The 26,490-nt window shown below is 67.1% G+C and carries 22 protein-coding genes; 5 read left to right on the forward strand and 17 right to left on the reverse strand.

Going from position 1 to position 26,490, the window contains the following annotated elements; all coding sequences use genetic code 11:
- Positions 1-72: 72 nt before the first annotated feature.
- The 7 genes from J0A90_RS16640 to J0A90_RS16670 form a co-directional block, all read right to left on the reverse strand.
- Entirely contained in the window at positions 73-894 is an 822-nt protein-coding gene (locus J0A90_RS16640; RefSeq protein ID WP_207033758.1) for a phosphodiesterase, read from the reverse strand.
- Entirely contained in the window at positions 888-1,970 is a 1,083-nt protein-coding gene (locus tag J0A90_RS16645; protein ID WP_207033761.1) for an ABC transporter ATP-binding protein, read from the reverse strand. Before J0A90_RS16645 ends, J0A90_RS16640 begins: the two co-directional genes overlap by 7 nt.
- Positions 1,967-2,782 carry an ABC transporter permease gene (locus tag J0A90_RS16650; protein WP_207033763.1) on the reverse strand — a complete coding sequence of 272 codons (816 nt, stop codon included), beginning with the start codon at positions 2,780-2,782 and terminating at the stop codon, positions 1,967-1,969. Before J0A90_RS16650 ends, J0A90_RS16645 begins: the two co-directional genes overlap by 4 nt.
- Positions 2,783-2,803: 21 nt before the next feature.
- Positions 2,804-3,685 carry an ABC transporter permease gene (locus J0A90_RS16655; protein ID WP_207033766.1) on the reverse strand — a complete coding sequence of 294 codons (882 nt, stop codon included), beginning with the start codon at positions 3,683-3,685 and terminating at the stop codon, positions 2,804-2,806.
- Positions 3,685-4,707, reverse strand: coding sequence for an ABC transporter substrate-binding protein (locus J0A90_RS16660; protein WP_207033768.1), 1,023 nt, complete (start codon positions 4,705-4,707; stop codon positions 3,685-3,687). The genes J0A90_RS16655 and J0A90_RS16660 overlap by 1 nt, the downstream gene beginning before the upstream one ends.
- A 98-nt stretch (positions 4,708-4,805) precedes the next feature.
- Positions 4,806-5,810 carry a LacI family DNA-binding transcriptional regulator gene (locus tag J0A90_RS16665; RefSeq protein WP_207033770.1) on the reverse strand — a complete coding sequence of 335 codons (1,005 nt, stop codon included), beginning with the start codon at positions 5,808-5,810 and terminating at the stop codon, positions 4,806-4,808.
- A 194-nt stretch (positions 5,811-6,004) separates the two neighbouring features.
- The gene (locus J0A90_RS16670; RefSeq protein WP_207033772.1) at positions 6,005-6,907 is read right to left on the reverse strand and encodes a LysR substrate-binding domain-containing protein; all 903 of its coding nucleotides are present in this window, start codon (positions 6,905-6,907) and stop codon (positions 6,005-6,007) included.
- A 189-nt stretch (positions 6,908-7,096) separates the two neighbouring features.
- Here J0A90_RS16670 and J0A90_RS16675 point away from each other — a divergent pair, with 189 nt between their 5' ends.
- Complete coding sequence (locus J0A90_RS16675; RefSeq protein WP_207033774.1) at positions 7,097-7,726, forward strand: NAD(P)H-dependent oxidoreductase; 630 nt, start codon at positions 7,097-7,099, stop codon at positions 7,724-7,726.
- On the opposite strand, the gene J0A90_RS16680 is transcribed toward J0A90_RS16675, so the two are convergent.
- Both J0A90_RS16680 and J0A90_RS16685 read right to left on the reverse strand, forming a co-directional pair.
- Positions 7,723-9,021, reverse strand: a complete 1,299-nt coding sequence (locus J0A90_RS16680; protein WP_207033775.1) for an MFS transporter — start codon at positions 9,019-9,021, stop codon at positions 7,723-7,725. The genes J0A90_RS16675 and J0A90_RS16680 overlap by 4 nt on opposite strands.
- A gap of 99 nt (positions 9,022-9,120) precedes the next feature.
- The gene (locus J0A90_RS16685) at positions 9,121-10,593 is read right to left on the reverse strand and encodes a sodium:alanine symporter family protein (RefSeq protein ID WP_207033778.1); all 1,473 of its coding nucleotides are present in this window, start codon (positions 10,591-10,593) and stop codon (positions 9,121-9,123) included.
- A gap of 304 nt (positions 10,594-10,897) precedes the next feature.
- On the opposite strand from J0A90_RS16685, the gene J0A90_RS16690 reads away from it, so the two are divergent.
- The gene (locus J0A90_RS16690) at positions 10,898-11,719 is read left to right on the forward strand and encodes a helix-turn-helix transcriptional regulator (RefSeq protein ID WP_207033780.1); all 822 of its coding nucleotides are present in this window, start codon (positions 10,898-10,900) and stop codon (positions 11,717-11,719) included.
- 106 nt (positions 11,720-11,825) lie between these two features.
- Here J0A90_RS16690 and J0A90_RS16695 read toward each other — a convergent pair whose 3' ends face one another.
- Positions 11,826-13,394, reverse strand: coding sequence for an alkaline phosphatase D family protein (locus tag J0A90_RS16695; protein WP_233076880.1), 1,569 nt, complete (start codon positions 13,392-13,394; stop codon positions 11,826-11,828).
- A gap of 425 nt (positions 13,395-13,819) precedes the next feature.
- On the opposite strand from J0A90_RS16695, the gene J0A90_RS16700 reads away from it, so the two are divergent.
- On the forward strand, positions 13,820-14,263 hold the full coding sequence (locus tag J0A90_RS16700) for an HPP family protein (RefSeq protein WP_207033782.1): 444 nt from the start codon (positions 13,820-13,822) through the stop codon (positions 14,261-14,263).
- Positions 14,264-14,347: 84 nt separating this feature from the next.
- Positions 14,348-15,271 (forward strand): ornithine cyclodeaminase family protein, encoded by a 924-nt coding sequence (locus tag J0A90_RS16705; RefSeq protein WP_207033784.1) that lies wholly within the window; start codon positions 14,348-14,350, stop codon positions 15,269-15,271.
- An 88-nt stretch (positions 15,272-15,359) separates the two neighbouring features.
- On the opposite strand, the gene J0A90_RS16710 is transcribed toward J0A90_RS16705, so the two are convergent.
- Positions 15,360-16,541: an alkene reductase gene (locus tag J0A90_RS16710; protein WP_207033785.1), complete on the reverse strand. Its 1,182-nt coding sequence runs from the start codon at positions 16,539-16,541 to the stop codon at positions 15,360-15,362.
- 118 nt (positions 16,542-16,659) lie between these two features.
- On the opposite strand from J0A90_RS16710, the gene J0A90_RS16715 reads away from it, so the two are divergent.
- Positions 16,660-17,631, forward strand: a complete 972-nt coding sequence (locus tag J0A90_RS16715; RefSeq protein ID WP_207033787.1) for a LysR family transcriptional regulator — start codon at positions 16,660-16,662, stop codon at positions 17,629-17,631.
- 78 nt (positions 17,632-17,709) lie between these two features.
- Here J0A90_RS16715 and J0A90_RS16720 read toward each other — a convergent pair whose 3' ends face one another.
- The 6 genes from J0A90_RS16720 to J0A90_RS16745 form a co-directional block, all read right to left on the reverse strand.
- A complete protein-coding gene (locus J0A90_RS16720) occupies positions 17,710-19,905 on the reverse strand; it encodes an OsmC domain/YcaO domain-containing protein (RefSeq protein WP_233076881.1) in 2,196 nt (731 codons plus the stop codon).
- Positions 19,906-20,160: 255 nt separating this feature from the next.
- Positions 20,161-21,669, reverse strand: coding sequence for a glycerol kinase GlpK (gene glpK, locus J0A90_RS16725; protein ID WP_207033789.1), 1,509 nt, complete (start codon positions 21,667-21,669; stop codon positions 20,161-20,163).
- A 49-nt stretch (positions 21,670-21,718) separates the two neighbouring features.
- Entirely contained in the window at positions 21,719-22,447 is a 729-nt protein-coding gene (locus tag J0A90_RS16730; protein WP_207033791.1) for an MIP/aquaporin family protein, read from the reverse strand.
- Positions 22,448-22,555: 108 nt separating this feature from the next.
- A complete protein-coding gene (gene glpD, locus J0A90_RS16735; protein ID WP_207033793.1) occupies positions 22,556-24,076 on the reverse strand; it encodes a glycerol-3-phosphate dehydrogenase in 1,521 nt (506 codons plus the stop codon).
- Positions 24,077-24,355: 279 nt separating this feature from the next.
- A complete protein-coding gene (locus tag J0A90_RS16740) occupies positions 24,356-25,150 on the reverse strand; it encodes an ABC transporter ATP-binding protein (protein WP_207033795.1) in 795 nt (264 codons plus the stop codon).
- Positions 25,147-26,211, reverse strand: coding sequence for an iron ABC transporter permease (locus tag J0A90_RS16745; RefSeq protein ID WP_207033797.1), 1,065 nt, complete (start codon positions 26,209-26,211; stop codon positions 25,147-25,149). The genes J0A90_RS16740 and J0A90_RS16745 overlap by 4 nt, the downstream gene beginning before the upstream one ends.
- Between the last annotated feature and the right edge of the window lie 279 nt (positions 26,212-26,490).

Below are 26,490 nucleotides of genomic sequence, written 5' to 3' on the forward strand. Positions count from 1 at the left end.
ATTGGGGTGGGCCGGTACCAGCGGCTATCTCGGCTTGCTCACCGCAAGCATGACCCTTCACTTCTCTGCGGCTCACTCGTCGATCAGCCCGCCCGCCTCGTGGAACGGGTAGGGCCCGGCGTAGTCGCCGATTACGGCATGGTGAGTGGTCAGCACCTCGTCGCGCCACAGGTGCAGGTGATAGCCCGGCGGCTCCAGTACGAAGGCGGAATCGCCGTCATCGCGCAGGTCCAGCGCCACCTGGTGCGCGGTGCTGGGGCAGCAACTGGCGAGGGTGCCGGCGAAGCGCTGGAAGAGGGTGCGGTGGACATGGCCGCAGACGATGCGCTCCACGTTGGGATAGGTGCGCACCAGCGCGGCCAGCGCCTCGCGGCCGCTGAGGCCGATGGCATCCATGTGGCCGATGCCGGTGTCGAATGGTGGGTGGTGCATGAAGATCAGCGTGGGGCGTTCGGGCTGCTCGGCGAGCCGATCGGCGAGCCAGTCGAGCCGCTCGGTGCAGAGCTCGCCGCGGCTCTCGCCGGGAACCAGGGTATCGAGCCCGATCAGGCGCAGTGGGAAGCGCTCGACGACGTACTGGATGAACGCCTGATTCGGGCCACCCAGGTAGGCATGGGTCGGGAAGGCCGCGCGCAGGGCCTGGCGATCGTCGTGGTTGCCGGGGATCAGATACCAGGGTATCGCCAGCGGCGCCAGCTGCTCGGCCAGGGTGGCGTACTCCTCGGGGCGGCCGAAGTCGGTGAGATCGCCGCTGATCAGGACCACGTCCGGCCGCGGCTCGAGGGCATTGAGCGCAGCCACCGCCGGGGCGAGATAGCGGTCGGTCTCGACCACCCGGTACGCCTTCTGACCGGGGCGGCGTAGATGCAGGTCGGTGATCTGGGCGATCAGCATGGCAATGGCTCCTGGGCCGATGAAGAAGAGACGAGACTGATACCGACGCGCTCACCCCGCTGCCAGCCGGCGCTGGCCGCTGCCAGGGCGGTGAAGCGCTGACCGTCGTCGAGGGTCAATTCGAAGCGCACGTGGCTGCCGAGGAAGAAGCGCGCCTCGATCCGCGCCTCGAGCCCGCTGCCGGGGGTGTGGAGACGGATCTCGTGGGGGCGGAAGGTGAGCGTGTCGACGCCGTGGTGGCGGCGCACTGCCTCGCCCTCTAGCCGGCACAGGGTGCCCAGAAAGTCGGCGACGAACGGCGAGGCCGGCTGGCGGTAGAGCATCTCCGGGGGGCCGAGCTGTTCCAGCCGGCCGGCGGACATCACCGCCACGCGGTCACCCAGCATCATCGCCTCCTCCTGATCGTGGGTGACGATCACGCAGGTGATACCCAGCCGACGCAGCAGCGCCGCGAGATCGACCCGCAGCTGCTGGCGCAGGCGCGCGTCCAGCGCGGTGAGCGGCTCGTCGAGCAGCAGCACCCGGGGTTGGATGGCGATCGCCCGGGCCAGCGCCACGCGCTGGCGCTGGCCGCCGGAGAGCTGGTCGATCCGGCGTTCCGCCAGCGCTTCCAGCTCGACCAGCGCCAGCATCTCGCTGACCCGGCGTTTGCGGGTGGCGGCATCCACGCCGCGGATCTTCAGGCCGTAACCGACGTTGCCCGCCACGCTCATGTTGGGGAACAGCGCATAGCCCTGGAAGACCACGCCGACCCCGCGCGCCTCCGGCGCCACCCCGGTGACATCCATATCGCCGAAGTCGATCCGGCCACCGTCGTCGGCCTGTTCCAGCCCGCAGATCAGGCGCAGCAGGGTGGTCTTGCCACAGCCGGAGGGGCCGAGCAGCGCCAGAGTCTCCCCGGCCTGCACCTCCAGGTCGAGCGGTTCGAGCGCGCGGGTGCCGTCCGGCCAGGTCTTGGCGCAGCGGGTCAGGCGAATCGCCAGCGCCTTGGCGGTCGGCGTCTTGGCGGTGCTGGGGTGGGGCGGCGCGCCGGTCGTGCCGGTCGCCACCGAGCGGGCAGGTGTTGCGATGTTCATGTCGAGGCTCCGAGGGCCAGGCCGCCGCTGCGGGTCGAACGCGCGGCGAACCACTGCAGGCCGATCATCAGCGGCAGCAGCATCAGCAGGAAAACGAGGGTGTAGGCGGAGGCGACTTCGAGCCGCATCGAGGCGTAGCTGTCGGCCAGCCCCACCGGCAGGGTCTTGGTCAGCGGCGTGTGCAGCAGCCAGGTCAGGTTGAATTCGCCAATGGAGAGCGTCACCACGGTCAATGCTCCGGTGACGATGCCGCTCTTGGCGGCCGGTACCACGATATCGAAAAAGCGCTGGCGGCGGCTGGCACCGAGGGTGGCCGCGGCCTCGTCCAGGGTGCGCAGATCGGCCCCCTGCATGCCGGCCCGCGCCGCTCGCACCATGAACGGCAGGGTGAACAGCACATGGCCGATGACGATGAAGGCCACGCTGCTGCGCAGCCAGCCGACGCTGCCCCAGGAGACGATCAGCGCCAGCGCCGTGGCCAGCCCCGGCACCGCCACCGGCAGGGTCAGCAGCTCCTCCAGCAGGCGCGCCAGGCGGCCAGGGTAGAGTGTCAGCACCCAGGCCGCGGGCACGCCGAGCGCCAGGGTCACGCCGAGGGTGATCAGCGCCACGGCGTAGGAGCGCCAGATCGTGTCGGCGTAGAGATCCCAGACCTGGGCGACCCACTTGAGGGTCAGGCCGCTGTCGAGCCCGACGAAATAATTGCGGGTCAGCCCCGCGCTGACCGAGAGCAGTACCGGGCCGATCAGAAAGGCGGTGACGGCGAGCGTCACGGCCAGGCCCAGCCGGGTATCGAAACGCGAATGCGTCATGGGTGAACTCCTGCGGCCATCTCAGCCTCCCCGCGCCGCGCGGCCGGCAACCGCATTGGCGGCGTAGAGCACCGCCCAGGTCGCCAGCCCCAGCACCACGGAGAGCGCCGCGGCGACCGGGATGTTGGCGTAGTTGGTGAACTCGTCGTAGATGGTGATCGGCAGTACGTCGATCCGGGTGCCGAGGGTGAAGACCGTGCCGAAGGCGCCCATGGCGGTGGCGAAGCACATCGCCCCGGCGGCGGTGAGTGCACTGGCGAGTGCCGGCAGCTCGATATCGACGAACCGCCGCCACGGCCGTGCCCCCAGCGTCTGCGCCGCTTCCAGCCACTGCCTGTCGATACCCTCCACCGCCGCCGTCAGCACGCCGATGGTGCGCGGCAGCAGAAAATAGAGATAACCGATGAACAGCCCCGCCATGCCATAGGCGAGTACTGTCGGCTCGCCGGTGAGCCCCCGTGAGAGCGTGTTGAGTAGGCCCTGGCGGCCCGTGGTCAGGATCACCAGAAAGCCCACCACCACGCCGGGGAAGGCGAGCGGAAACAGCAGCAGTGCCATCAGTGCCCGCCGCCCGGGGAAGTGTGGATGCCGGGCCAGAAAGCGGCTGACCGGCAGCGCGATGGCCAGGGTGGCGAGGGTCGCCCCCAGTGACAGCACCACCGTATTGGCCAGGCTCTGCCAGTAGCGCGGCTGGGTCACCACCAGCCAGTAGGCCGAGCTCTCCATGCCCTGGGGCGTTGCCGCCCCCAGCCCTGCCAGCTTGGCCATCGGCAGCAGCCAGAAGGCGATGAACAGCGTGGTGGCGGGTAGGGCGATAGGCAGCCAGGCGCGGCGCCCCACCAGCTTTGCCCGGTGACCGCCCCGCGTGGCGAGCGGGGCGGCCCGCTGAGAGGCCGCTGCCATCACTCCACCTCGTTGGTGTAGCGCTGGGAGAAGGCGCGCTGCGCCGCCGCCATTCGGGCGTAGTCCACGGTACCGGCGCGGGCGTAGTCGCTGGCCGGGAGGAACTTGCTCTGGGCTTGCTGCGAGATCGCCTCCGCGCGTACCGGGCGCAGGTAGGCATCGGCCCAGATCGCCTGACCCTTGTCGGAGAGCACGTAGTCGAGCACCTTCCTGGCCGCCGCGGGGTTCGGGTCATTGGCCACCATGCTCATCACGTAGGGCACGCTGATGGTGCCCTCCTGCGGGATCACGAAGCTCACGTTGACGTGGTCCTGGTAGCGCGCACGATAGGCGTTGAAGTCGTAGTCCAGCAGGATCGGAATCTCGCCGGAGAGTACCCGGGCGTAGGCGGTCTGCTTGGGCACGATGGGGTTATTGGCCTGCAGCTTCTGGAACCACTCGATGGCCGGAGTGAAGTCGTCGAGGGTACCGCCCAGGGCGCGGTTGACGGCGACCGCGCCGACATAGCCGACGAACGCCGAGCTGGGGTCGAGATAGCCGACCATGCCGCGGTACTCGGGTTTGAGCAGGTCGCTCCACGACTGCGGCACCGGCAAGCCGTTCAGCGCGTCGACGTTGACCATGAAGCCCAGGGTGCCGGAGTGGATCGCGAACCACTTGCCGTCCGGGTCCTTGAGATCGGCGGGGATCGCGTCCCAGTGCGCCGGCTTGTAGGGCTGCACCAGACCCTGCTCGGCGGCCTGGATGCCGAAGGTGACGCCGTAGTAGACCACGTCCGCTACCGGGTTGTTCTTCTCGGCGACTAGCGAGGCCAGCGACTGGCCGGAGTTCTTGTTGTCCTGAGGTACGTGAACGCCGGTATCGGCCGCGATGGCCTGCAACTGGGTGCCCCAGTCGGCCCACTCCGGCGGGCAGTTGTAGCAGATCGCGGTATCGTCGGCGGCGTACACCGATAGCGAAGCCAGCATCACGGTGGTCATGCCCAGCGCCAGACAGGCAGCGCGCAGCGTCTTGTTCAGCATCTCATCGTCCTCGAATGCCGCCGGGGCGGCGTGGTTGGAATTTCATGGCGAAAGTGAAATCTCATGACGAAAGTGAAATTTCATGGCGAAAGTGAGTCTCACGGCGGAACGGGTGCGGTGACGGTGCCGCCGTCGAGCAGCCGGTGGGGGAGGCGCTGCGAATGGCTGGGTCGCCCGGCGAGCGCTGCCAGCAGCTCGCGACAGGCGTGGCTGCCGATCTCTCGACTGGGCTGATGCACGCTGGCCAGTGACGGCACCATCAGCGCGCCGAAGTCCATGCCGTCGAAGCCGCATACCGAAAGGTCGTCGGGTACGCGCCGGCCGAGGGTGGCCAACTCGGCGATCACCGCGGCGGCGAGCAGGTCGTTGGAGCAGAACAGCGCACTCGGTGGCTGCGGCGCGGCGAGCAGCTCCTTGAGTCGGCAGCGGTCGGCGGCGGTATGGCGTGACATCGACACATGAATCGGCGCGGGCAGACCCAGCGTCTCGGCGCGCGCCATCGCCCCGGTCAGGCGGCGTGCCGCGCGATCGGAGGCGGCCAGCGGGCCGCTGATCAGGGCCAGCTGGCGATGCCCCTGTGCGGCCAGGTGAGAGACCATGTCGCCGGCGGCAGCGTGGTTGTCGACGCTGACGCAGGGGTGGTCGTCGGACTCGTTGTAAGCCAGCACGAAGGGCACCCCGCTGCTGCCGAGCTCGTTCAGCGTGGCGCTGTCCGCGGGGTCGGCCACGGTCAGGATCAACCCCTCGACACGGTGATCGAGCAGGCTGCGCGCCGCCAGGCGCTCGCGCTCGCTGTCGTAGCCGGTGGTCGCCAGCATCACGCTATAACCGGCATCCAGAGCGGCCGCCTCCGCCCCCTCGAAGCAGGCGGCGAACACCGGATTGGCCAGGGTCGGCAGCAGCAGGCCCAGCGTGCGCGTACTCCCCGAGCGCAGGCTGCGCCCGACCTTGTTGGGGCGGAAGCCGAGCCGCTTGGCGGTGCTCAGAATGCGCTCGCGGGTCGCAGCATTGAGCAGCTCCGGGCGGTTGAACGCCCGCGACACCGTGGCCGGCGAGACGCCGACCTGCTCGGCGACCTGGATCAGCGAAGGGCGCGAGGCCATGCGCCACCCCCCGACGAAGCTGTCTGCAGGATATTCCTGAGAGGGGGCGCGGCGATCCGGCCCAAACCACAGCGTGACGACATCGATCCATCTGCCCACGGCAATGAAAACGATTGCAGCATGGGGCGACTGCATGACGCTGAGGTGACGCGGGTATGTCAGTTAGGTGAAGCGCGTGGTCGGGTGACGCGGCGTCACGTCTCCAGATGGCTACCCGGCAGACGCTCGGCGAGAAAGTCCATGAAGGCGCGGGCGCGTCGGGTCAGCGCGCTCTGCTGATAGTAAACCGCGCTGACCCGCTGGGTCTGGCGTTCGGTCGCCGCGGCCAGCACCTCCACCAGCTCGCCGCGCTGACGCGGTTGCAGGGTCATGTAGTCGGCCAGGCAGACGATGCCTTCGCCGACCAGCGCCAGGTTGAGCAGGGTACTGCCGCTGGAGGCGCTGAGCGTGGGGGTGATGAGCAGCGGCTCGCCGTGGGCATCGCGCAATGGCCAGCGGTTGAGATGGTCGAGCTGGTTGAAGCCGAGCAGGTCGTGGTCCGCCAGGGACGCCACCTGCTGCGGGGTACCGCGGCGTGCGAGATAGGTCGGGCTGGCGAGCAGCCGCAGCGGGCTGTGCCCCAGGGTACGCGCGTGCAGCGAGGAGTCTTCCAAATCACCGATACGAATCGCCAGATCGACTCGCTGCTCGAGCAGATCGACGAAACGGTCGTGGGTATCCAGCGCCAGCGTGATACCCGGGTAGCGGCGGCGGAACTCGCCGATCAGCGGCACGATCACCAGTTGCATGAAACTCGGGGCGGCGTTGACCCGTAGCCGACCCTGGGGTTGGTCCTGGTGGCCGAGAACCGACTCCTCGGCGGCCTCTACGGCATTGAGGATACGTCGGCAGTGGTCGAGAAAGGTCTCGCCCTCCTGGGTCAGTTCCAGGCGCCGCGTTGTGCGCCGCATCAGGGTGGTGTCGAGCTTGCGTTCGAGGCGGTTGAGCGCGCGGCTGACCCCCGAGACGGTGATGCCGAGCCGTTCGGCGGCGGCGGTGATCGAGCCGCAGTCGACCACGGCGATAAAGGCCTGCTGTTCTTCGAGAGTACTTTTCATGATCCGTAAGCCGTCGGTAGCGGGAGGCGCGTCGGCGCGGGTTGTTGATTCTAAAGCAAGGATGACTTTCCGGGGCACGGGTTTTTCCCGCGTGCGGTTACCCCACAATAGGGCGCATCGAAGGGTGACGGCGAACGGCGCGCAGCGCCCCAGGCGCGGTCACCACCAGCTATCGGGAGAGACATCGACATGAAGATACTACTGATCAACGGCGGCAAGGCCTTCGCGCATTCCCGCGGTGAACTCAACAATACCCTGCATGCGGCCGCCGTGGAGACCCTCGGTCAGCTCGGCCACGAGATCCGCGAGACGGTGATCGAGCAGGGCTATGACAGCGCGGCGGAGGTCGACAAGATTGTGTGGGCCGACGCCATCGTCTATCAGATGCCCGGCTGGTGGATGGGCGCCCCCTGGAGCGTGAAGCGCTATATCGACGAGGTGTTCACCGCCGGCCACGGCTCGCTCTATGCCAGCGATGGCCGCTCGCGCCAGGACCCCAGCCGCCAGTACGGCAGCGGTGGGCTGCTCCAGGGGCGGCGCTATCTGCTCTCGCTGACCTGGAACGCCCCCCGCGAAGCGTTCGATTCATCCGGCGACTTCTTCGAGGGGCGGGGCGTCGACGGGGTCTACTTCCCGTTCCACAAGTCGCAGCAGTTCGTGGGGCTGGCGGCGCTGCCCACCTTTATCGCCAACGATGTGATCAAGGCGCCCGACGTCGAGCGCGACGTCGCCGCCTACCGTGCCCACCTGCACGAGGTGTTCGGCATGGCGACGGGCCAGGCCGCGCCGGAGCGCGCTGCCGCGCAGACGCCGGCCTAGTCTGTGCCGACGCCGGTCTCGTCCGCGTCGGCGCTGCGAGTCTCGCCCACCCCGAACCAATAGACCAATGGCGCCAGCGCGCCAAAGGCGGCGAGGAACACGAAGCCGCCGACGTAGCCGCTGGCATCCACCACATAGCCGGCGGCCAGGTTGGAGGCCGCCGCGCCGAGCGCGAACAGCGTGCCGAGCACCCCGACGATGGCGTTGTAACGCCCGCTGCCGCGGGTCAGGTCGGCGGCCACGATCAGCCACAGCACCCCGAAGATGCCCGCCCCGATGCCATCCAGCGCCTGCACCAGCAGCAGCCAAACCGGATCGTTGCTGACCCCGTAGAGCAGCCCGCGCAGCGGGAGTGCGAGCAGGCCGAGCATGAACACCGGCCGCCGCCCCCAGCGCTGAGCCCGGCGCCCCGCCCACCAGGCCACCGGGATCATCACCAGCTGCGCGATCACGATGCAGGCCGACATGTAGAGCGAGGCGGCGTCCTGATCGCCGATCGTCAGGTACTGGCCCACCAGCGGCAGCATCGCGGCGTTGGCGAAGTGAAACAGCGTCAGTGCCGCGCCCAGCATCAGCAGCCGACGGTCGCGCAGGAGCTGCAGCACGCCGCTGGTCTGGGGCGCTGAGCCCTTCGTTTCCTGTGCCTCCGCGCCGCGGGCGGCGACATGGTCGATATCCGTCTCGCGGATCATCAGCGCGCTGATCAGGCTGCCGCAGGCGAACAGCAGCAGCGAGTAGAACAGCCACTCGACGCTCAGAAAGTGCGCCAGCAGCCCCGCCAGCAGGGCCGAGACCACGTTGCCGGCGTGGTTGAACACCTCGTTGCGGCCCTGGCGTTCGGGAAAGCGCCGGCGCCCGACCATGCCCAGGGTGATCGCCGCCACCGCCGGCAGCAGCAGCGCCGCACTGACTCCCATCAGCGCCTGCAGCAGCAGGATCGCGGGCAGATTGACGAAGGCCGGCAGCGTCATCAGCACGCTGCAGACCGCCACCACCAGGGTGGCCAGCGCGGTGAGCAGGCGCTTGCGGCGGGTGATGTCCAACAGCACCCCGGCGGGGCTCTGGGAGAGCATGGTGGCGAAGGTCATCGCCGACATTGCCAGCCCGATCTGCCCCGCGCTCCAGTCGAAGCGGGTCAGCAGGTAGATCCCCAGGAAGGGCCCCACGCCATCGCGCACGTCAGCGAGGAAGAAGTTCAAACCATCCAGGCCGCGCTGGCTGCGCCGCGAAGGCGTATGGGCAGGCGCGTGTGATTCGGAAGGATGGCTATCGCTGGACTGTGGCGCTGGCGGCATGTGGCTCTCTCGGGCATCCACCGCGGGCTGCGGCGAGAGCCAGTGTAGCCGGGTTGCCGTGACAAGGCCCCGCTTTGGCGGGGCCGTGATCGAGTGGGCTCAGCCGCGCGCGTTGGCGGGGGTATTGCCCAGGGTGCGGTGGGCGCGTTCGAGATCTTCCGGCGCCAGTTCCCACGCCTGCGGGTCCAGATCGAGTTCCGGGTGGTCCTTGGCGTTGAAGATCGGGCGCTCGATGCCCTGGCGGCGCTGGGCGTCGAAGTCCTTGAGGATGCGCAGCCCCGACTTGAACAGCAGGATCAGCGCGACCAGGTTGGCGACCGCCAGCAGGCCCATGGTGACGTCGGCGAAGCCGAAGACCGTGCCCAGATCGGTGGTCGCACCCCAGCACACCAGCAGCACGATGGCCACGCGGAAGGCGTTGAACAGGGTCTGGTTGCCGCGGCTGAAGTAGTTGAGGCTGTTCTCGCCCAGGTAGTAGTTGTAGAGAATGGTGCTGAAGGCGAACAGCAGCAGCGCCAGGCTGACGAAGGTGCGACCCCACTCGCCGACATGGTCTGCCATCGACGCCTGGGTCAGCGCAATCCCCGCCACGTCGCTGGTCGAGGCCGGGTCGTAGACGCCGCTGAGCAGGATCATGAACGCGGTGGCCGAGCAGATGATGACGGTGTCGATGAACACCGAGAACGCCTGCACGATGCCCTGGTTGGCCGGGTGCGGCACATAGGCCACGGCGGCCACGTTGGGGGCGCTGCCCAGGCCCGCTTCGTTGGAGAACAGGCCGCGCTTGACGCCCATCATGATCGCCGCGCCGATGCCGCCGCCGATCGCCGGTTCGAGGCCGAAAGCGCTCTTCACGATCAGCACGATCACGTCGGGGATCTTCTCGATGTTGAGGCCCAGCACCAGCAGCGCGATCAGCAGATAGCCGCCGGCCATGAACGGCACCAGCACCTCGGAGATACGCGCGATGCGCTTGATGCCGCCGAAGATGATCAGGCCCACGATCAGCGCCAGCCCCAGGCCGCTATAGAGCACCGGCACGCCGAAAGCATCGCCGAACGACGTCGCCACGGCGTAGGACTGCAGCGCGGTGAAGGCGAAGCCGAAGGTCACCAGCAGCAGCACCGAGTAGACCAGCGCCAGCCAGCGCCAGCGCCGCCCCAGCCCGCGTGAGATGTAGTAGGCCGGGCCGCCGCGGTAGGTGCCGTCGGCCTCGGCTTCCTTGTAGGTCTGGGCCAGGGTGCACTCCAGAAAGCTGGTGGCCATGCCCATCAGGCCGACCACCCACATCCAGAATATCGCCCCCGGCCCGCCGAGGGTGATCGCTACCGCCACGCCGGCGATGTTGCCACCGCCGACCCGCCCGGCCACCGACAGCACCAGCGCCTGGAAAGAGCTCAGATGGCCGTGCTTGTCGCGGCGGAAGGCCTGGCTGGCGCCGAGGATGCGAAACATCTGGCCGAAGTAGCGAAACTGCACGAAGCGCGAGGCGAGGGTGAAGCCGACGCCCACGGCGATCAGCAGCACCAGCAGGACCTTGCCCCACAGCAGGTCGTTGAGGAAATCCAGCATGCGTTGTCTCCGCTCTTATGTTGTTGTGGATCCGGCTGTTGTGAATCCGGTTTTGGTGAATTCAGCCGTTGTGAATCCGGTTGTTATGCAACGAGTTGTCTTGGAACGCGTGGTCGCGGACGAGCCGTCGTCGAGCGTCTCCTCCTGAACCGCGTCGTAGACTGCGTTGTGGACGGCGTCGTGGCGCCGCCACGCATTTAATCACTCGCCGAGCGGCGGGGAATTTGACGTCCTGTTGCAGCCTGGCGCACTCTTTTGCGCAGCCAGTGCACCAGAGTGCACCAGTCTCCAGTGAGCTCTTCTCATGCAGGACGATTTCGCCGCCAATCTGCGGCTGCTGTGCAGTTACTACCGCTCGATCGCCGAGGTGTGTCGGCGCCTCGAGATCAATCGCGCCCAGTTCAACCGCTACCTCAGCGGCCGCTACCGGCCTGCCGGCCACACCATGCGCCGGGTCTGCGATTTCTTCGGAGTCGAACTTCACGAGATCGTGCTGCCCCACGCCGAGTTCCAGACGCTGGTGCGCCTGCGCCCCGGCACGCCGGGGCAGGGCGACGCCGAGGGCGCTGCTGCCGGCCTGGGGTTACCGGCGGCGCTGCTGGAGACGGGCCGCCAGGGCATGTCGCGCTATCTGGGCTACTACCACGAGTACTACCTGGCGATGTCGCGGCCGGGGCACGTGCTGTGCACCCTGGTGTGCCTCGAGCGCCGCGGCGACGATGTGGTCTACCAGCGCACCGAGCGCATGCCGGCCGTCGGCGGTGGGCAGCTGTGCCACAACCGCTACCGAGGGGTGGCGATGCTGCTGAGCGACCGTCTGTTCCTGGTCGACCACGAGTCGCTCAACGGCCACGAGATCACCCAGACGATCCTGTTTCCCAGCTTCAAGAGCCAGGTCTACCGGCTTTCCGGTCTCAAGCTCGGGGTGGCGGATAGCAGCGAGCGCATGCCCTGCAGCGTGCGGGTGGTCTACGAACGTCTCTCGGGGGCACTGAACGTGCGCCGGGCGCTGGCGGGTTGCGGCCTGTATGCGCTGGACGATCCGCGCCTCGACCCGGCGCTGGTGGCGGCGATCCGTAACGAGGTGGGGCCGGGGGAGTGGCAGTTTCGGGCGCGCTACGTCTAAGAGCCCATTTAAGAGTCCATTTCCAAACCCTTCTGACGATGGGCGCCGGGGGCAGGGCTGCCACGCCGGCGCTGTGTGCCAGGTGCTGTCTGAAAAGTCGGCGAGCTCAGGCGCGATTTTCGGGCGTCAGCACCTGCGTATGCAGGGCGGTGCCGTCACTATCCTTCAGCGTCACCGTGAGTGTTTCGCTCGCGCCGTCGAGGTCGACCTGGCCGAAGAACTGATAGCCCGCCGAGGGCGGCAGGTTCTTCTGACCCGCCGGCGGCGCCTTCTGGAATACCACCTTGGGGCCGAAGGTGGCGTCCAAGTCATTGGGGCCGAAGGTGCCGGCGTGCAGCGGGCCGCTGATGAACTCCCAGAACGGCTTGAACTGCTTGAAGGCCGCGCGCTCGGGCGCATAGTGGTGGGCGGCGGTGTAGTGCACGTCGGCGGTGAACCACACCACGTTGGCGATATCGTCGTCGCGGATCGCCTTGAGCAGGCGGGCGAGCTCCAGCTCGCGCCCCAGCGGCTGGCCGGGGTCGGCGTTGGCGATCGCCTCGAAGTCGTCGCCATCCGGCACCACCAGGCCGATCGGCATGTCGGCGGCGATGATCTTCCAGGTCGCGGTGGAGCGCCTGAGCGCCTGGTGCAGCCAGCGGAACTGATCCTCACCGATGAAGGCGGTGGCCGGCGAGTCCTCGGCCTGAAGGTTGGCGCTGTTGGGGCCGCGGTAGCTGCGCATGTCGAGCATGAACACTTCCATACCCGGGCCGTAGGCGAAGCGGCGGTAGATACGCTGCGGCGCCGCTGACGACAGCCGCAGCGGCATGTAGTCGAGAAATGCCCGACGCGAGCGGGCCGCGAGCAGGGCCACGCGCTTCTCGGTATAGCGGTCGTCGTCGAGAATCTCCTGCGGGTACCAGTTGTTGATCGTCTCGTGGTCGTCCCACTGGGCCAGCATCGGCACCTCGGCGGCAAAGCGGCGGAAGTTGGCGTCGAGATGGTTGTAGGCGTGCTGGCCGCGATACTCCTCGAGGGTCTCGGCCACCTTCTGCTTGGCCGGGGTGACCATGTTGCGCCAGGTGCTGCCATCGGGCAGCGCGACCTGCGATTCGAGCGGGCCATCGGCGTAGACGCTGTCGCCGGAGTGGATGAAGAAGTCCGGGCGCACCTGGCGCATCGCCTCCCAGGTGCGCATGCCGCCGCGGGACTCATCGATCCCCCAGCCCTGGCCGACCACGTCGCCGGACCACACGAAGCGCAGATCCCGCGGTGCGCTCGGTGGCAGGCGCAGGCGGCCGGCCACCGGCTCGCTAACCGCCCGGGCGTCATCCAGAGCCGCGAAACGCACCCGATAGTGGACCTCCGGCATGCCGCCGAGCCCGGTGGCATCGAGCTTGCCGATCAGCCCGCTCTCGGGCAGCACATCGATCCAGGGAAGCTGGCGGGCGGCGCGAAAATCGAGGTTGTCGGCGACCTCGATCAGCATCCGCGCCGGGCGGTCGGCGCGGGCCCACAGCATGGCGCGGTCGGCCAGCACATCGCCGCTCATGACCCCGCCCTCCACCGCGGGGCGGCGACCTTCGGCGAGCACGATGGCCGGCGCGCCGAGCAGGCCGGCAGTGGCAAGGCCGAGCTGGCCGCCGCGAACCAGCAGTTCGCGACGGGTGATGGGGGGCTTGGGGGCTTTCACGGGGCATCTCCTCGGGCGGTCACGGGCGTTACGCGAGAAGCCTAGAGCGGGGAGATGACGGCGACGTGAAGCATCGCCGCACGCGCTCGGCGAGCGCAGGGGTTTTTCGCCCAAGAGCTCATATAGGGCCTACGCCAGGCCGCTCGGCTGCCGATAATCAGCAGAATGGTCGATCAATCTATTTATGGGTCAACGGTTGGTCAATTCGCCTTAGGCACTGTCTGAAAAGTACTGCGCTCGCCCACGCGGCGTTAAAAATCGGCTCAAAATGCTCATTTACACCCCGTAAACTCCGCGTTTTCGCCGATTTTTGCCTTGCTTGGCCTTCGCTCGTCGACTTTTCAGGCAGCACCTAGGGTCAATACGAAAAGTCGATGGGCAGAAAGTTTGCGTACGAGTCCGAGAGTCAAATAAGGAGAGTCGGCATGAGTCAGGCATTACCCCAACGCGTGGCGGATATCATGATCCGCGACGTGCTTACCTTGCGTCTCGATCAGTCGCTGCACGATGGCAACGAAGCGATGCGCGAGCACAAGATTCGGCATCTGCCGGTGCTCGACGCCCAGGATCGGCTGGTGGGAATGCTCAATCAGAAGGTGGTGCTGCGTGAGGCGCTGCAGATCACCAACGTCTATGGTTCGAAGCGTCTGAGCCATCACCTGGCCCTGATCCCGGTCGAAGAGGTGCTTTCCGGTGAGGTGCTGACGCTGACGCCGGAGACACCCCTGGCCGAGGCCGGGCGCACCCTGCTCGACAACCGCCACGGCGCGATGCCGGTGGTCGATGGCGACGGGCGTCTGGTGGGGATCGTCTCGTCGGTGGACTTCGTGCATCTGGCGGTGCGCCTGCTCGAGGCCGACGCCGTCTGAGCGTCGATGCTTGCGCTGCGCCACCCACACTGGCTAGGGTCGAGCGGAGACGACCAATACGACACCAGCAGTGAGGGCCAACGGATGCGCCAGATCGGCTATGCGGAGACGCGCGGCGCGCTGGACTGGGCGGGTGCGGTCGAGGCCCTGCGTCAAAGCCATCTGGGCGCGCCGCCCCAGATCGACGACAGCTTTCTCGGCCCGGCCGAGGGCACGCTGCTCAACCGCTCCTGTTTCATTCCCGGGCTCGGTTACGGCGCCAAGGCGGTGACCGTGTTCGAGGCCAACGCCGCGCGCGGGCTGCCCACGGTGCAGGGGGCGATGCTCTACTTCGACCCCGAGGATGGCAGGCTGCAGGCGGTGCTCGACAGCCGCCTGGTCACCGAGATCAAGACCGCCAGCGACTCGGTACTGGGGGCGCTGTGCCTGGCGCGGCCAGACAGCCGCGAGCTGCTGATCTGTGGCGCCGGGGCGGTGGCGGCGAGCCTGATCGAAGCCTATAGCGCGCTGTTCCCTTCACTCGAATGCATCCGTCTGTGGAACCGGACCCCGGCTCGCGCGACGGCGCTGGCCGAACGCTATGCCGACCACCGCGTGCCCGTGGTGGCGGTGAGCGAACTGGCCGAGGCCGCCGGGCAGGCGGATATCATCGCCACTGCCACGCTGGCGCGTGAGCCGTTTCTGCGCGGCGAGTGGGTGCGCCCCGGCACCCATGTCGACCTGATCGGCGCCTTCAAGGCCGACATGCGTGAGGCCGACGATACCCTGCTGACCCGCGCGCGGCTGTTCGTCGACAGCCGCGACAGCACCCTGGGCCATATCGGCGAGCTGGCCATCCCGCTGGCCGCCGGCACCATCGCGGCGAGCGATGTGCTGGCCGACCTGCGTGAGCTGCTCGGCGGCGCGCCCGGGCGCCGGGACGACAGCGATATCACGCTCTACAAGAACGGCGGTGGCGCGCATCTCGACCTGATGATCGCGCGCTACATCGTCGAGACCAGCGGCTGAATCGTCGAGACCAGCGGCTGAATCGTCGAAGCCTGCGGCTGAGTCCCCTGCGGCTGAGTCCCCTGTGGCGGCGTGCTCTGGCGCGCGCCTATCGCGCCGAGCCTCCCTCCGCGGGGGCGTCGATAGCAGCGTCAATAGTGGCTTCGGCCTCGGCGTAGCTGGGATAGTCGATATAGCCGACGTCGGTGCCGCCGTACATCGTCGCCGGGTCGACGTCGTTCAGCGGCCAGCCGTGGTAGAGCCGTTGGGGCAGGTCGGGGTTGGCGATGAAAGGACGCCCGAAGGCGAACAGGTCGCCGTAGCCCCGCTCGCGCATCCAGAGGGCTTTCTCAGGGGTGTAGCGCCCCGCGTAGAGCAGGCAGCCGGAGAAGGTCTCGCGCACGGCCTGGTAGAAGGTCTCCGGCAGATCCGGGGCGTTGTCCCAGTCCGCTTCGGCGAGCGACACGTAGGCGACGCCGGCCTGTTCCAGGCGCTCGATGGCGGTGAGGTAGGTGGTGTGCGGGTCGCTCTCGACCAGCCCCAGATAGACGCGATCCTCATCGGTGCTCTCGAACAGCGGCGAGAAGCGCACGCCGACGCGCTCCGCACCGAAGACGCCGGCCACCGCGTCGACGATCTCCTCGAGAAAGCGCAGGCGGTTGTCGAGGCTACCGCCGTAACGGTCGGTACGGGTGTTGGTGTGCTCAGACAGGAACTGGTTGACCAGATAGCCGTTGGCACAGTGCAGTTCGACCCCGTCGAAGCCCGCCGCCAGGGCATTGCGGGCTGCCTGGGCGTAGCGTTCGACCAGGTCTTCGACGCCGGCCGTGGTCAGTGCCTCGGGTTCGCTCGGCGCGGTCAGCATGCCTTCACCCGGTGCGGTCTCGACGAAGACGCTGACCGCGTCGGCGCGGATCGCCGACGGCGCGATCGGCGCCTTGCCGCCCGGCTGCAGCGAGCGGTGCGAGACTCGCCCGACGTGCCATAGCTGGGAGAAGATCACGCCACCGCGGGCATGAACGGCTGCGGTGACTGCCCGCCAGCCCGCGATCTGCGCCTGTGAATGGATACCCGGCGTCCAGGCGTAGCCCTGGCCCCGCGGCTCGATCTGCGTGCCTTCGGTGACCATGAAGCCGGCACCCGCACGCTGGCTGTAGTACTCGACCATCCAGTCGTTGGGGACGTTACCCGGCTGGCTGCTGCGCGAGCGCGTCAGCGGCGGCATCACGATACGGTTTTTCAGGGTATACGGCCCCAGTCTGACCGATTCGAACAGTGCTGCGTTATTCACTCTCTTCCCTCTCCTGGCGGCGAAGCCTGTCCGCCGCGTCTCGGTCGAATTCGATGCGGAGAGAGTAGAGAGTCCACGCTACCATTAGAAACAAGGTTTCTTTGTAAAGGTCACCAATATGAGTGGTGATGGTTTGGACAATGAGCGTGGGCCAGGCGACAGCGTCAGGTTACCGGGGGGGACAGCGCGTATACGCCGCGCCGGGCGGCTCAACCGGCTCGATCTGAAGCAGCTGCGGGTGCTCCAGGCGCTGCTGCGCGAACGCAATCTCTCCCGCGTTGCCGCTGGCATGGGGCTGACCCAGCAGGCGATCAGCGAACAGCTGCGCAAGCTGCGCGAGCTCTTCGACGACCGGCTCTTTCTGCGTCAGGGCAACGGCATGACCGCCACGCCGCTGGCGCTCGAACTCGGCGAGCGGGTCGAGCGGATTCTTCATGAGATCGAGGCGCTGCTGTCGCCGGCCGAGTTCACCCCGGCCACCTATGAGGGCGTGGTGACGCTCAGCGCGACCGACTATGCGATGCAGGCGATCTTGCCGGCGTTCCTGCGCGAGGTGCGTCAGCAGGCGCCGTTGCTCAAGCTGATCATGCAGCCCTTCGAGAGCGACCAGGTCGAGCGCAAGCTGATCTCGGGCGAGCTCGATCTGGCACTCTCGTTCCCGGATTTTCTGCCCGCATCGCTGCCCTATCTCACCCTCTTCGACGATCGCCACGTCTGCGTTGCCAGCCCCTGTTCGCCGCTGCACGGCCGGACGCTGTCGATCGGGGAGATCGCCGCGCTGCCGCAACTGGTGGTCTCGCCGTCACGTGCGGCGCTCAAGGGCTCCCACGATCAGTGGTTCGCCGAGCAGGGGTTGGAGCGCCATATCGTCATCTCCGTGCCGACGTTCAAGGCGGCGCCAGACGTGCTCTACACCACCGACCTGATCGCTTTCTATCCCGCGCGGCTGTTGCCCAACCCCAAGGTGGCGCCGCTCACCATCGACTTCTCCACGCCGACGTTCGAGGTCGCCGTTGCCTGGCATCCGCGCACCCAGGAGAGTGCGATTCACCGTTGGATGATCGAGAAGCTGGCGCGCGGCGTGAGTTGATGAGACAGAGGCATACGAAAACCCCGGAACCGACTCGATAGGTGGTCCCGGGGTGTGCTGGCGGCGTGCCGGGCGCGCTCAGCCCCGGTGCGTCGCGCGCCAGGCGTGCAGCTTGTGATAGCTCTCGAGCAGGCGCTGGTGGCGCTCGATGCCTTCGAGCGCGAGGCTGGTCGGCGTCAGCCCGGGGAAGCGCACCGAACCTTCCACCGCGCCGATGGCGTCTGCCATCTTCGCCTCGCCGAACATGCGGGTCAGGTTGTGGCGGTAGTCGTCGAGGTCGAGATCGTCGTCCAGGGCGATCTCGAGCACCGCGGTGAGTGCCTGATAGAAGAGCCCGCGGTCGACGGTGTTGTCGTTGAACTGCAGGAACATCTGCGCGCCGTCCAGGGCGTCTTCCAAGCGCCCCAGCGCCAGCTGGATCAGCAGCTTCAGCTCGGCGATGGTCAGCTCCGACCACACGGTGTTGTCGTCGAACTCGATCCCGATCAGGGTGACGATCTTCATCTGCTCGTCGAGCTCGCTCTCCTCCAGGCGTTCGAGCAGGTCGGTCAGCTGCGCCTCATCGAGGCGGTGCAGGTCGAGGATATCCTCGCGGAAGGCCAGCGCCATGTTGGTGTTGTCCCACACCAGATCCTCGACCGGGTAGACCTCGGAGTAGCCGGGCACCAGGATGCGGCACACCGGGGCGCCGAGATCCTCGAAGGTGGCGACATAGGCTTCCAGCCCCTCGTCGTCGAGAATCGCGAACAGGCGCTCGGCCTCCTCGTCGTTGGTGCCGGAGAAGTCCCACTCGACGAAGTCGACGTCCGCCGTGGCGCTGAAGAAGCGCCACGACACCACGCCGGACGAGTCGATGAAGTGCTCGACGAAGTTGTTGGGTTCACTCACCGCCTGGGCGTTGAAGGTGGGCGGCGGCAGATCGTTCATGCCCTCGAAGCTGCGCCCCTGCAGCAGCTCGGTGAGGCTGCGTTCGATGGCGACCGACAGGCTGGGATGCGCGCCGAAGGAGGCGAACACGCCGCCGGTGCGCGGGTTCATCAGCGTCACGCACGCCACCGGGAAGCGCCCGCCGAGGGAGGCATCCTTGACCAGCACCGGGAAGCCCTGGGCCTCTAGCGCCTGCACGCCTTCGACAATCGTCGGGTACTGCGCCAGCACCGCCTCGGGGACGTCCGGTAGCGCGATCTCCTGCTCGATGATCTGACGCTTCACCGCCCGCTCGAAGATCTCGGAGAGACACTGCACCTGCGCTTCGGCGAGGGTGTTGCCGGCGCTCATGCCGTTGCTGAGATAGAGGTTCTCGATCAGGTTGGAGGGGAACCATACCGTCTCGCCGTCCGAGTGGCGCTTGAACGGCAGCGAGACGATACCGCGGTCGGTGCGCCCGGAATTGGTGTCATACAGATGCGAGCCTCGGAGCTCGCCGTCCGGGTCGAAGATCGCGCGGCAGTGGTCGTCGAGAATCTCGCTGGGCAGCGCGTCGTCCGGCCCCGGCTGGAACCAGCGTTCGTTCGGGTAGTGGACGAACTCGCTGGCGGCGATCTCGTTGCCGAAGAACTGATCGTTGTAGAAGAAGTTGCACGACAGGCGCTCGATGAACTCGCCCAGCGCCGAGCACAGCGCGGCTTCCTTGGTCGCGCCCTTGCCGTTGGTGAAGCACATCGGCGAGGCGGCATCGCGAATGTGCAGCGACCAGACGTGGGGCACGATATTGCGCCAGGAGGCGATCTCGATCTTCATGCCGAGACGCTCGAGGATGCCCGTCATGTTGGCGATGGTCTGCTCCAGCGGCAGGTCCTTGCCTTCGATCCAGGTCTCCTGGCTCTCGCCGTCCTTGTCGAGCGAGCCGCCCATCAGCAGCGCCTGGGCGTTCTCGTCGATGTTCTCCACCGCCTCGATCTGGAACTCGGGGTTGTTCTGGATCACCCGCTTGACCGAGCAGCGCTCGATCGAGCGCAGAATGCCGGTGCGGTCCTTGTCGGAGATGTCCGCCGGTAGTTCGATCTGGATACGGAAGATCTGGTTGTAGCGGTTCTCCGGGTCGACGATGTTGTTCTGCGACAGCCGGATGTTCTCGGTGGGGATCTCGCGGGCGTTGCAGTAGACCCGCACGAAATAGGCCGCGCAGAGCACCGTGGAGGCGAGGAAGTAGTCGAACGGCCCCGGCGCCGAGCCGTCGCCCTTGTAGCGAATCGGCTGGTCGGTGATCACCGTGAAGTCGTCGAACTTGGCTTCCTGGCGCAGGTTGTCGAGATAGTTGACCTTGATTTCCATGGAGAGAGACCGCGTTGGTAAGTGGCTGACCTCCGTGGCTGACAGGAGGTGGATGGCGGCCATTATCCGGATTCGAGGGCGCTTCGTCTTGGGGGCTGGGAAGCGGGGGGCTGGGAAGCTGGCGTATCGGGAAGCGTGCGGGGCTGGGAACGTGTGTGGCCGAGACGACAAGGCCCGAGTCCCCGGATCGGGGAACTCGGGCCTTGTCTTTGGCGAAACGACCTGGCCAAGCCGTCTCGCTGGGCGCGCGAGCGCCTAAGAGGCGACCTGGAACGCCATGGTCGCCTGCACCGCCCGCTTCCAGCCGTCGTAGAGCGCATCGCGGCGATCCTGGCGCATGCCCGGTTCGAAGCGGCGTTCGATCGCCCACTGCTCGGAGATCTGCTCGCGGGACTCCCAGAAGCCGAGGGCCAGCCCGGCGAGATAGGCCGCGCCGAGTGCGGTGGTCTCGCTGATCTCGCTGCGCAGCACGTCGACCCCCAGGATATCGGCCTGGAACTGGGCCAGGAAGTTGTTGGCGATGGCGCCGCCGTCGGCGCGCAGCTCGGTCAGATCGATGCCTGCGTCGGCCTGCATCGCCGTGAGCACGTCGGCGGTCTGGTAGGCCATCGATTCGAGCGCGGCGCGAATGAACTGCTCCTTGCTGGTACCGCGCGACAGCCCGAACATGGCGCCACGCACATTGGAGTTCCAGTAGGGCGCGCCGAGGCCGGTGAAGGCGGGCACCAGGTAGACGCCCTCACTGTCGCCGGCACGTTCGGCGTAGGCTTCGGAGTCGGAGGCCTTGCCCAGCATGCGCAGCCCGTCGCGCAGCCACTGCACCACCGAACCGGCGACGAAGATGGCACCCTCCAGCGCGTACTCGACCTCGCCGTCGATCTCCCAGGCGATGGTGGTGAGCAGGCCGTTGTCCGAGATCGTCGCCTCGCTGCCGGTATTCATCAGCGTGAAGCAGCCGGTGCCGTAGGTGTTCTTGGCCATGCCGGGCTTGAAGCACGCCTGACCGAACAGCGCCGCCTGCTGGTCGCCGGCGATGCCCGCGATCGGCAGTTTGGTGCCGAACAGGAACTTGGGCAGCATGTAGCCGTAGATCTCGCTGGAGGACTTGACCTCGGGCAGCATCGATTCCGGCACGCCGAGCATCTCCAGCAGTTCCGGGTCCCAGCGGCGCTCGCGGATATTGAACATCAGCGTGCGCGAGGCGTTGGTCACGTCGGTGACATGCTCGGCACCGCCGGTCAGGTTCCAGATCAGCCAGGAGTCCATGGTGCCGAACAGCAGGTCGCCTTTCTCGGCTTTCTCCCGGACGCCGTCGACGTTATCCAGAATCCACTTGATCTTGGTGCCCGAGAAGTAGGCATCGATCACCAGGCCGGTCTTGTCGCGGACCATGTCGGCATGCCCCGCTTCGCGCAGCTCGTCGCAGATCTCGGCCGAGTGACGCGACTGCCAGACGATTGCGTTGTAGACCGGCTGGCCGGTGTGCTTGTCCCAGATCACCGTGGTCTCGCGCTGGTTGGTGATGCCGATGCCGGCGATCTCCTCGACATTGACCTGGGAGTTGTTGATCACCTCGGTCAGGGTGGTCAGCACGCTGGTCATGATGTCGCGCGGGTTGTGCTCGACCCAGCCCGGCCGCGGGAAAATCTGCTCGAACTCGCGCTGGGCCATGCCGGCGATCTTGCCCTGATGATCGAACAGCATGGCGCGCGAGCTGGTGGTGCCCTGGTCGATGGCGAGGATGTATTTCTTCTTGTCACTCATGGGAGAACGCTCCTTCTGAATGGTGTGTCTCTGAAGAGCCGAATGCAGCTCAATAGACCGTTGCGACGAGGGCAGCCAGGCTGCTGCCGATGATCGGGCCGACGAAGGGCACCCACGCGTAGCCCCAGTCGTTGGCTCCCTTGTGCTGAATGGGCAGCATGGCGTGCGCCAGCCGCGGCCCCATATCGCGGGCGGGGTTGATCGCATAGCCCGTGGGTCCGCCCAGCGAGGCGCCGATCGCGACCACCAGCAGTGCCACCGCCAAGGGGCCGAGCCCGTTGGGCGTATGGCCGAACATGATGACGACGAACACCAGCACGAAGGTGCCGATGGCTTCGGTCACGCAGTTCCAGAAGCGCGAGCGAATCGTGGGGATGGTCGAAAAGGTGGCCAGAATGGTGGTGGCATCCTCGGTGTCGTCGTACTGCTTCTTGTAGCAGAGGTAACAGAGCACCGCACCCAGCCAGGCGCCCGCGAACTCGCCGATGAAATAGGCCAGCGTATTGTCCAGGGTGATGGGGATGCCCTTGGCGTACTCGGTGGCCGGGCCCAGCCACAGCGCGAGGGTGATCGCCGGGTTGAGATGGGCGCCGGTATCGAACGCGATCCACACGCCGCAATAGACCGCGAGTCCCCAGCCGAAAAAGATCAAGAGTGGGCCACCGTTGTGACCACCGGTCTTCTTGAGCAGCACGTTGGCGACCACGCCGCAGCCGAGCAGCGTCATGCAGGCCGTACCGGCAATCTCGTGCAGCACTATCTTCTCTATGACTCCCATGGTGTTCCTTACTGTGGGTGATGTTCCGGCCGGCATGGCCCTGGTGGGCTGCGGCGCGCCGCGGCTCGATCGGCTATCGAGGCGTGGCGCGGGTGTCGGCTATGTCTGCTACTCCAGCGTTTTCTCTTCCATCGCGGCTGGTGACGGGCAGCTCAGGTAGTCGGCGAGTCGGCGCTGCTCGCGGTCATCGAGACGCAGGACGAGCTTGGTGCGGCGCCAGAGGATGTCTTCCGCGGTTCGCGCCCATTCGTGTGCGCGCAGATAGTCGACCTCGGCGGCGTAGAGATCGGCACCGAAGTGTTCGCCGAGATCGGCCAGCCCCTCGGCCTGGCCCAGGATCGTCAGCGCCCGGGTGCCGTAGTTGAACACCAGGCGCGTGGCCATCGGCGATGGCACGAAGGGGTAGCGGCGCTGCAGCGATGCCACCTGCTGCTGCGGATCGGCGTCATCGCCGCCGGGCAGCGTATGGCCGCTATGAGTCCAGGCCTTCTCGCGGTTGCCGAGCGCCGGCGCCAGCTGGTCGACGGCGTCTTCGGCCAGGCGCCGATAGGTCGTCAGCTTGCCGCCGAAGATATTGAGCAGCGGTGCGCCGCCGCGAGTATCCAGCTGGATGCGGTAGTCGCGGGTGATCTCGCTGGCGTTGTCTTCGTGATCGTCGAGCAGCGGGCGCACGCCGGAGTAGCTCCAGACCACGTCGTCAGGGCCGATCGGGCGCTCGAAATAGCGGTTGATGGCCTCGCAGAGATAGGCGATTTCGTCGGCGTCGATCGCCACCTTGCCCGGCGCGCCCCGATGTTCGACATCGGTGGTGCCGATCAGGGTGAAGTCGCGCTCGTAGGGGATGGCGAAGACGATGCGGCCATCCGGCTGCTGGAAGATATAGGCGTAGTCGTGCGCGAACAGGCGCTCGACCACGATATGGCTGCCCTTGATCAGGCGCAGCGCATAGGAGTGGTTCTGTGAGGCGATATCGTCCAGAAAGCGCACCGCCCAGGGCCCCGCCGCGTTGACCAGCCCGCGTGCGCGAACCTCGCTGGTTTCGCCCTCGGCGGTCTTGAGTGTCACCTGCCAGCCATCGGCGCTGCGTGTCGCCGTCTCGGCCCGGGTGCGGGTCATGATGCGTGCGCCGCGGTCGGCTGCATCCATGCAGTTGAGGACGACCAGGCGGGCATCCTGAACCCAGGCATCGGAGTAGACGAAGCCTTTGGTGAACTCCGCTTTCAACGGTGCGCCGGCCGGATGGCTGGAGAACTTGACCCCGTGGGAGTTCGCCAGGGTCTGTTTGCCGCCGAGGTGGTCATACAGGAACAGGCCGGTGCGGATCATCCACGCCGGGCGCAGATGCTTCTGGTGGGGGAGCACGAAGCGCATCGGCCAGATGATATGGGGCGCCATCTTGAGCAGCACTTCTCGCTCGGAGAGCGCCTTGGCCACGAGCTTGAACTCGTACTGCTCCAGATAGCGCAGGCCACCATGGATCAGCTTGGTGGAAGCCGAGGAGGTATGGCTGGCGAGATCGTCGGCCTCGACCAGCAGCACCGACAGCCCTCGGCCCACCGCATCGCGGGCAATGCCGGCGCCATTGATGCCGCCGCCGATGACAATCAGGTCGTAAGTATCGCCGCTCATGTTCGAGTTCGCTCTCTGATGTTTCGCTTTGAGTCATTATTGCGCGAAAACGAACATCATGGATGTGCGACAAAGGTCGTAGGTTTATGCGCTAGGATAGCTGTGGATTATGTATATTAATGAAATGAGCGGGTAAATAGGGTTTCTGCAAAGTGCGCGGGCGATTTCGATTGTGAAAACATCTTGCTGCAGGGATATGGGGTCTTTCGTATCACAACATCCGCTTGCCCGTGTCTCGGTCACGGGGCTGGCGCAGCGGACACGGGTGGTATCGTGCCGTCAGCGTCCGCCGCTACCGAGCGCGCTCAGCGCCGCCAGCGGTGTCACCCTAGGCGGTTCGTCCGCCGGCCACTCGACGTGGGCGTGGATGGCGTAGACCTCGCGCAGCCGGGCTTCGGTGAGCACCTCCCGCGGTGAGCCGGTGGCGCACACCCGGCCGCCGGCCCCCAGCATCCATAGCTGGTCGGCGAAGCGCGCGGCGAGGCTGAGGTCGTGGATGGCGATGATCACCCCGATACCCTGTTCGCGGGCGGTGGCCTGCAGCCATGCCAGCACCTGCAACTGGTGGTGCAGGTCGAGAGCGCTGGTCGGCTCGTCGAGCATCAGCACCTGCGGCTCGCGCACGATCGCCTGGGCAATCGCCACGCGCTGGCGCTGGCCGCCGGAGAGCTGGCCCAGATCGCGCTCGGCCAGCGGCGTCAGCGCCAGGGTGTGCAACAGGCGCTCGACCCGCGCCAGGTCGTCGCGGCCGCGCGCCGGATGGGTGGTGCGCCGCGCCAGCAGCACCGCCTCGAACACGCTCAGCGCAGCCCGGGTGGTGCTCTCCTGGGGCAGATAGTAGACCCGGCGCGCGCGCTCGGCGTGGGCGAGCCCGGCCAGATCCTGCGCCGCGAGATGCACCTGGCCGTGGTAGCGCACCAGTCCGGCGATCGCCTTGAGCAGGGTCGACTTGCCGGCGCCGTTGGGGCCGATCAGCGCGGTCACCTCGCCCGGGGCGGCGCGCAGCCCGGTGACCCCCTGCAGCACCGGCGTGCGCCCCAGCGTCACCGACAGCGCCTCTACCGTCAGCGTCATCCCCACACCTCGCGCCGGCTCTTGATGATCAGCGAGACGAAGAACGGCAGCCCGATCAGCGCGGTGAGAATGCCGATCGGCAGCAGTACCCCGGGGATCAGGGTCTTGGAGGCGATCGAAGTCAGCGACATCAGAAGCGCCCCCACCAGCGCCGAAAGCGGCAGGAAGACGCGCTGATCCTCACCGACCAGTAGCCGCGCGATATGCGGCCCGACCAGCCCGATGAAGCCGATGGTGCCGACGAAGGCGACCGCGGTGGCGGCAAGCAGCGAACAGCACAGCAGCATCAGCAGCCGCAGCCGGGCGACATCGATGCCCATGGCGCGGGCCTGCAGCTCGCCCATGCGCAGCGCGGTCAGGCGCCAGCCGGCGATGAAGAAGACCGGCAGCGTGAGCGCCAGCGCGGCGGCAATGACGCCCACCTTGGGCCAACTGGTGCGCGACAGCGAGCCCAGCGACCAGAACACCAGCTGCTGCAGCGACTGCGCCGAGGCGACGTACTGCAGGATGCCGAGCAGGGCGTTGAAGAAGAACATCAGCGCAATGCCCATCAGCACCATGGTCTGCACGCTGACCCCGCGCAGCCGGCTGACCAGCCAGATCAGCAGTGATGCGAACATCGCCATGACGAAGGCGTTGAGCGTGGTCAGCAGCGCCTCGCCGCCGGGCAGCACGCCGACGCCGAGCACGATCGCCAGCGCCGCGCCGAAGCTGGCGGCGGCGGATATCCCGAGGGTGAAAGGGTCGGCCAGGGGGTTGTCGAGGATGGTCTGCATCTCGGCCCCGGCGCTGGCCAGGGCCAGGCCTACCACCACGGCCATCAGCGCCACCGGCAGGCGGATCTCCCACACCACGATGGCCAGCGTGGTCGGCGCGCTGTCGGGGGAGACGATCGCCGCCACCACCGCCGGCAGCGGATAGTGCCCGGGGCCGATGGCGACATCGGCGAGCAGCGACAGACAGGTGAGCACGGCGGTCACCGCGATCAGCACATAGTGGCGCCGGCGCCGGGCAAGGTAGCGATCGGCGCTGCTGGAAGAGGCGACAGCGGCGGCGGTCATGACGGGTAGCGGCAGGGCATGGAGGGAGAATCCGCGGGCGAACAAAAATGATTCTCGATCATAACACCGCCCGTCATCCTTTACAGGCGCTTCCTGCTGGATTGAATTGACATGCCAACCGGGAACGCAGATGAAGAACACGCTGACAGGGGGGCTGGCCGCGGTGCAGGCGGCGCGCTGAGACGGCTTGTCGAGACGGGGCGCTTAGCGCGTGGGGCTATAACCATATTGCGCCGTTAGCGCAAGCGCCGCGTCTCACGCTATCGGACAATTGATTAA

The sequence above is a fragment of the Salinicola sp. DM10 genome (assembly GCF_017306975.2).
Taxonomy (GTDB): Bacteria; Pseudomonadota; Gammaproteobacteria; order Pseudomonadales; family Halomonadaceae; genus Salinicola.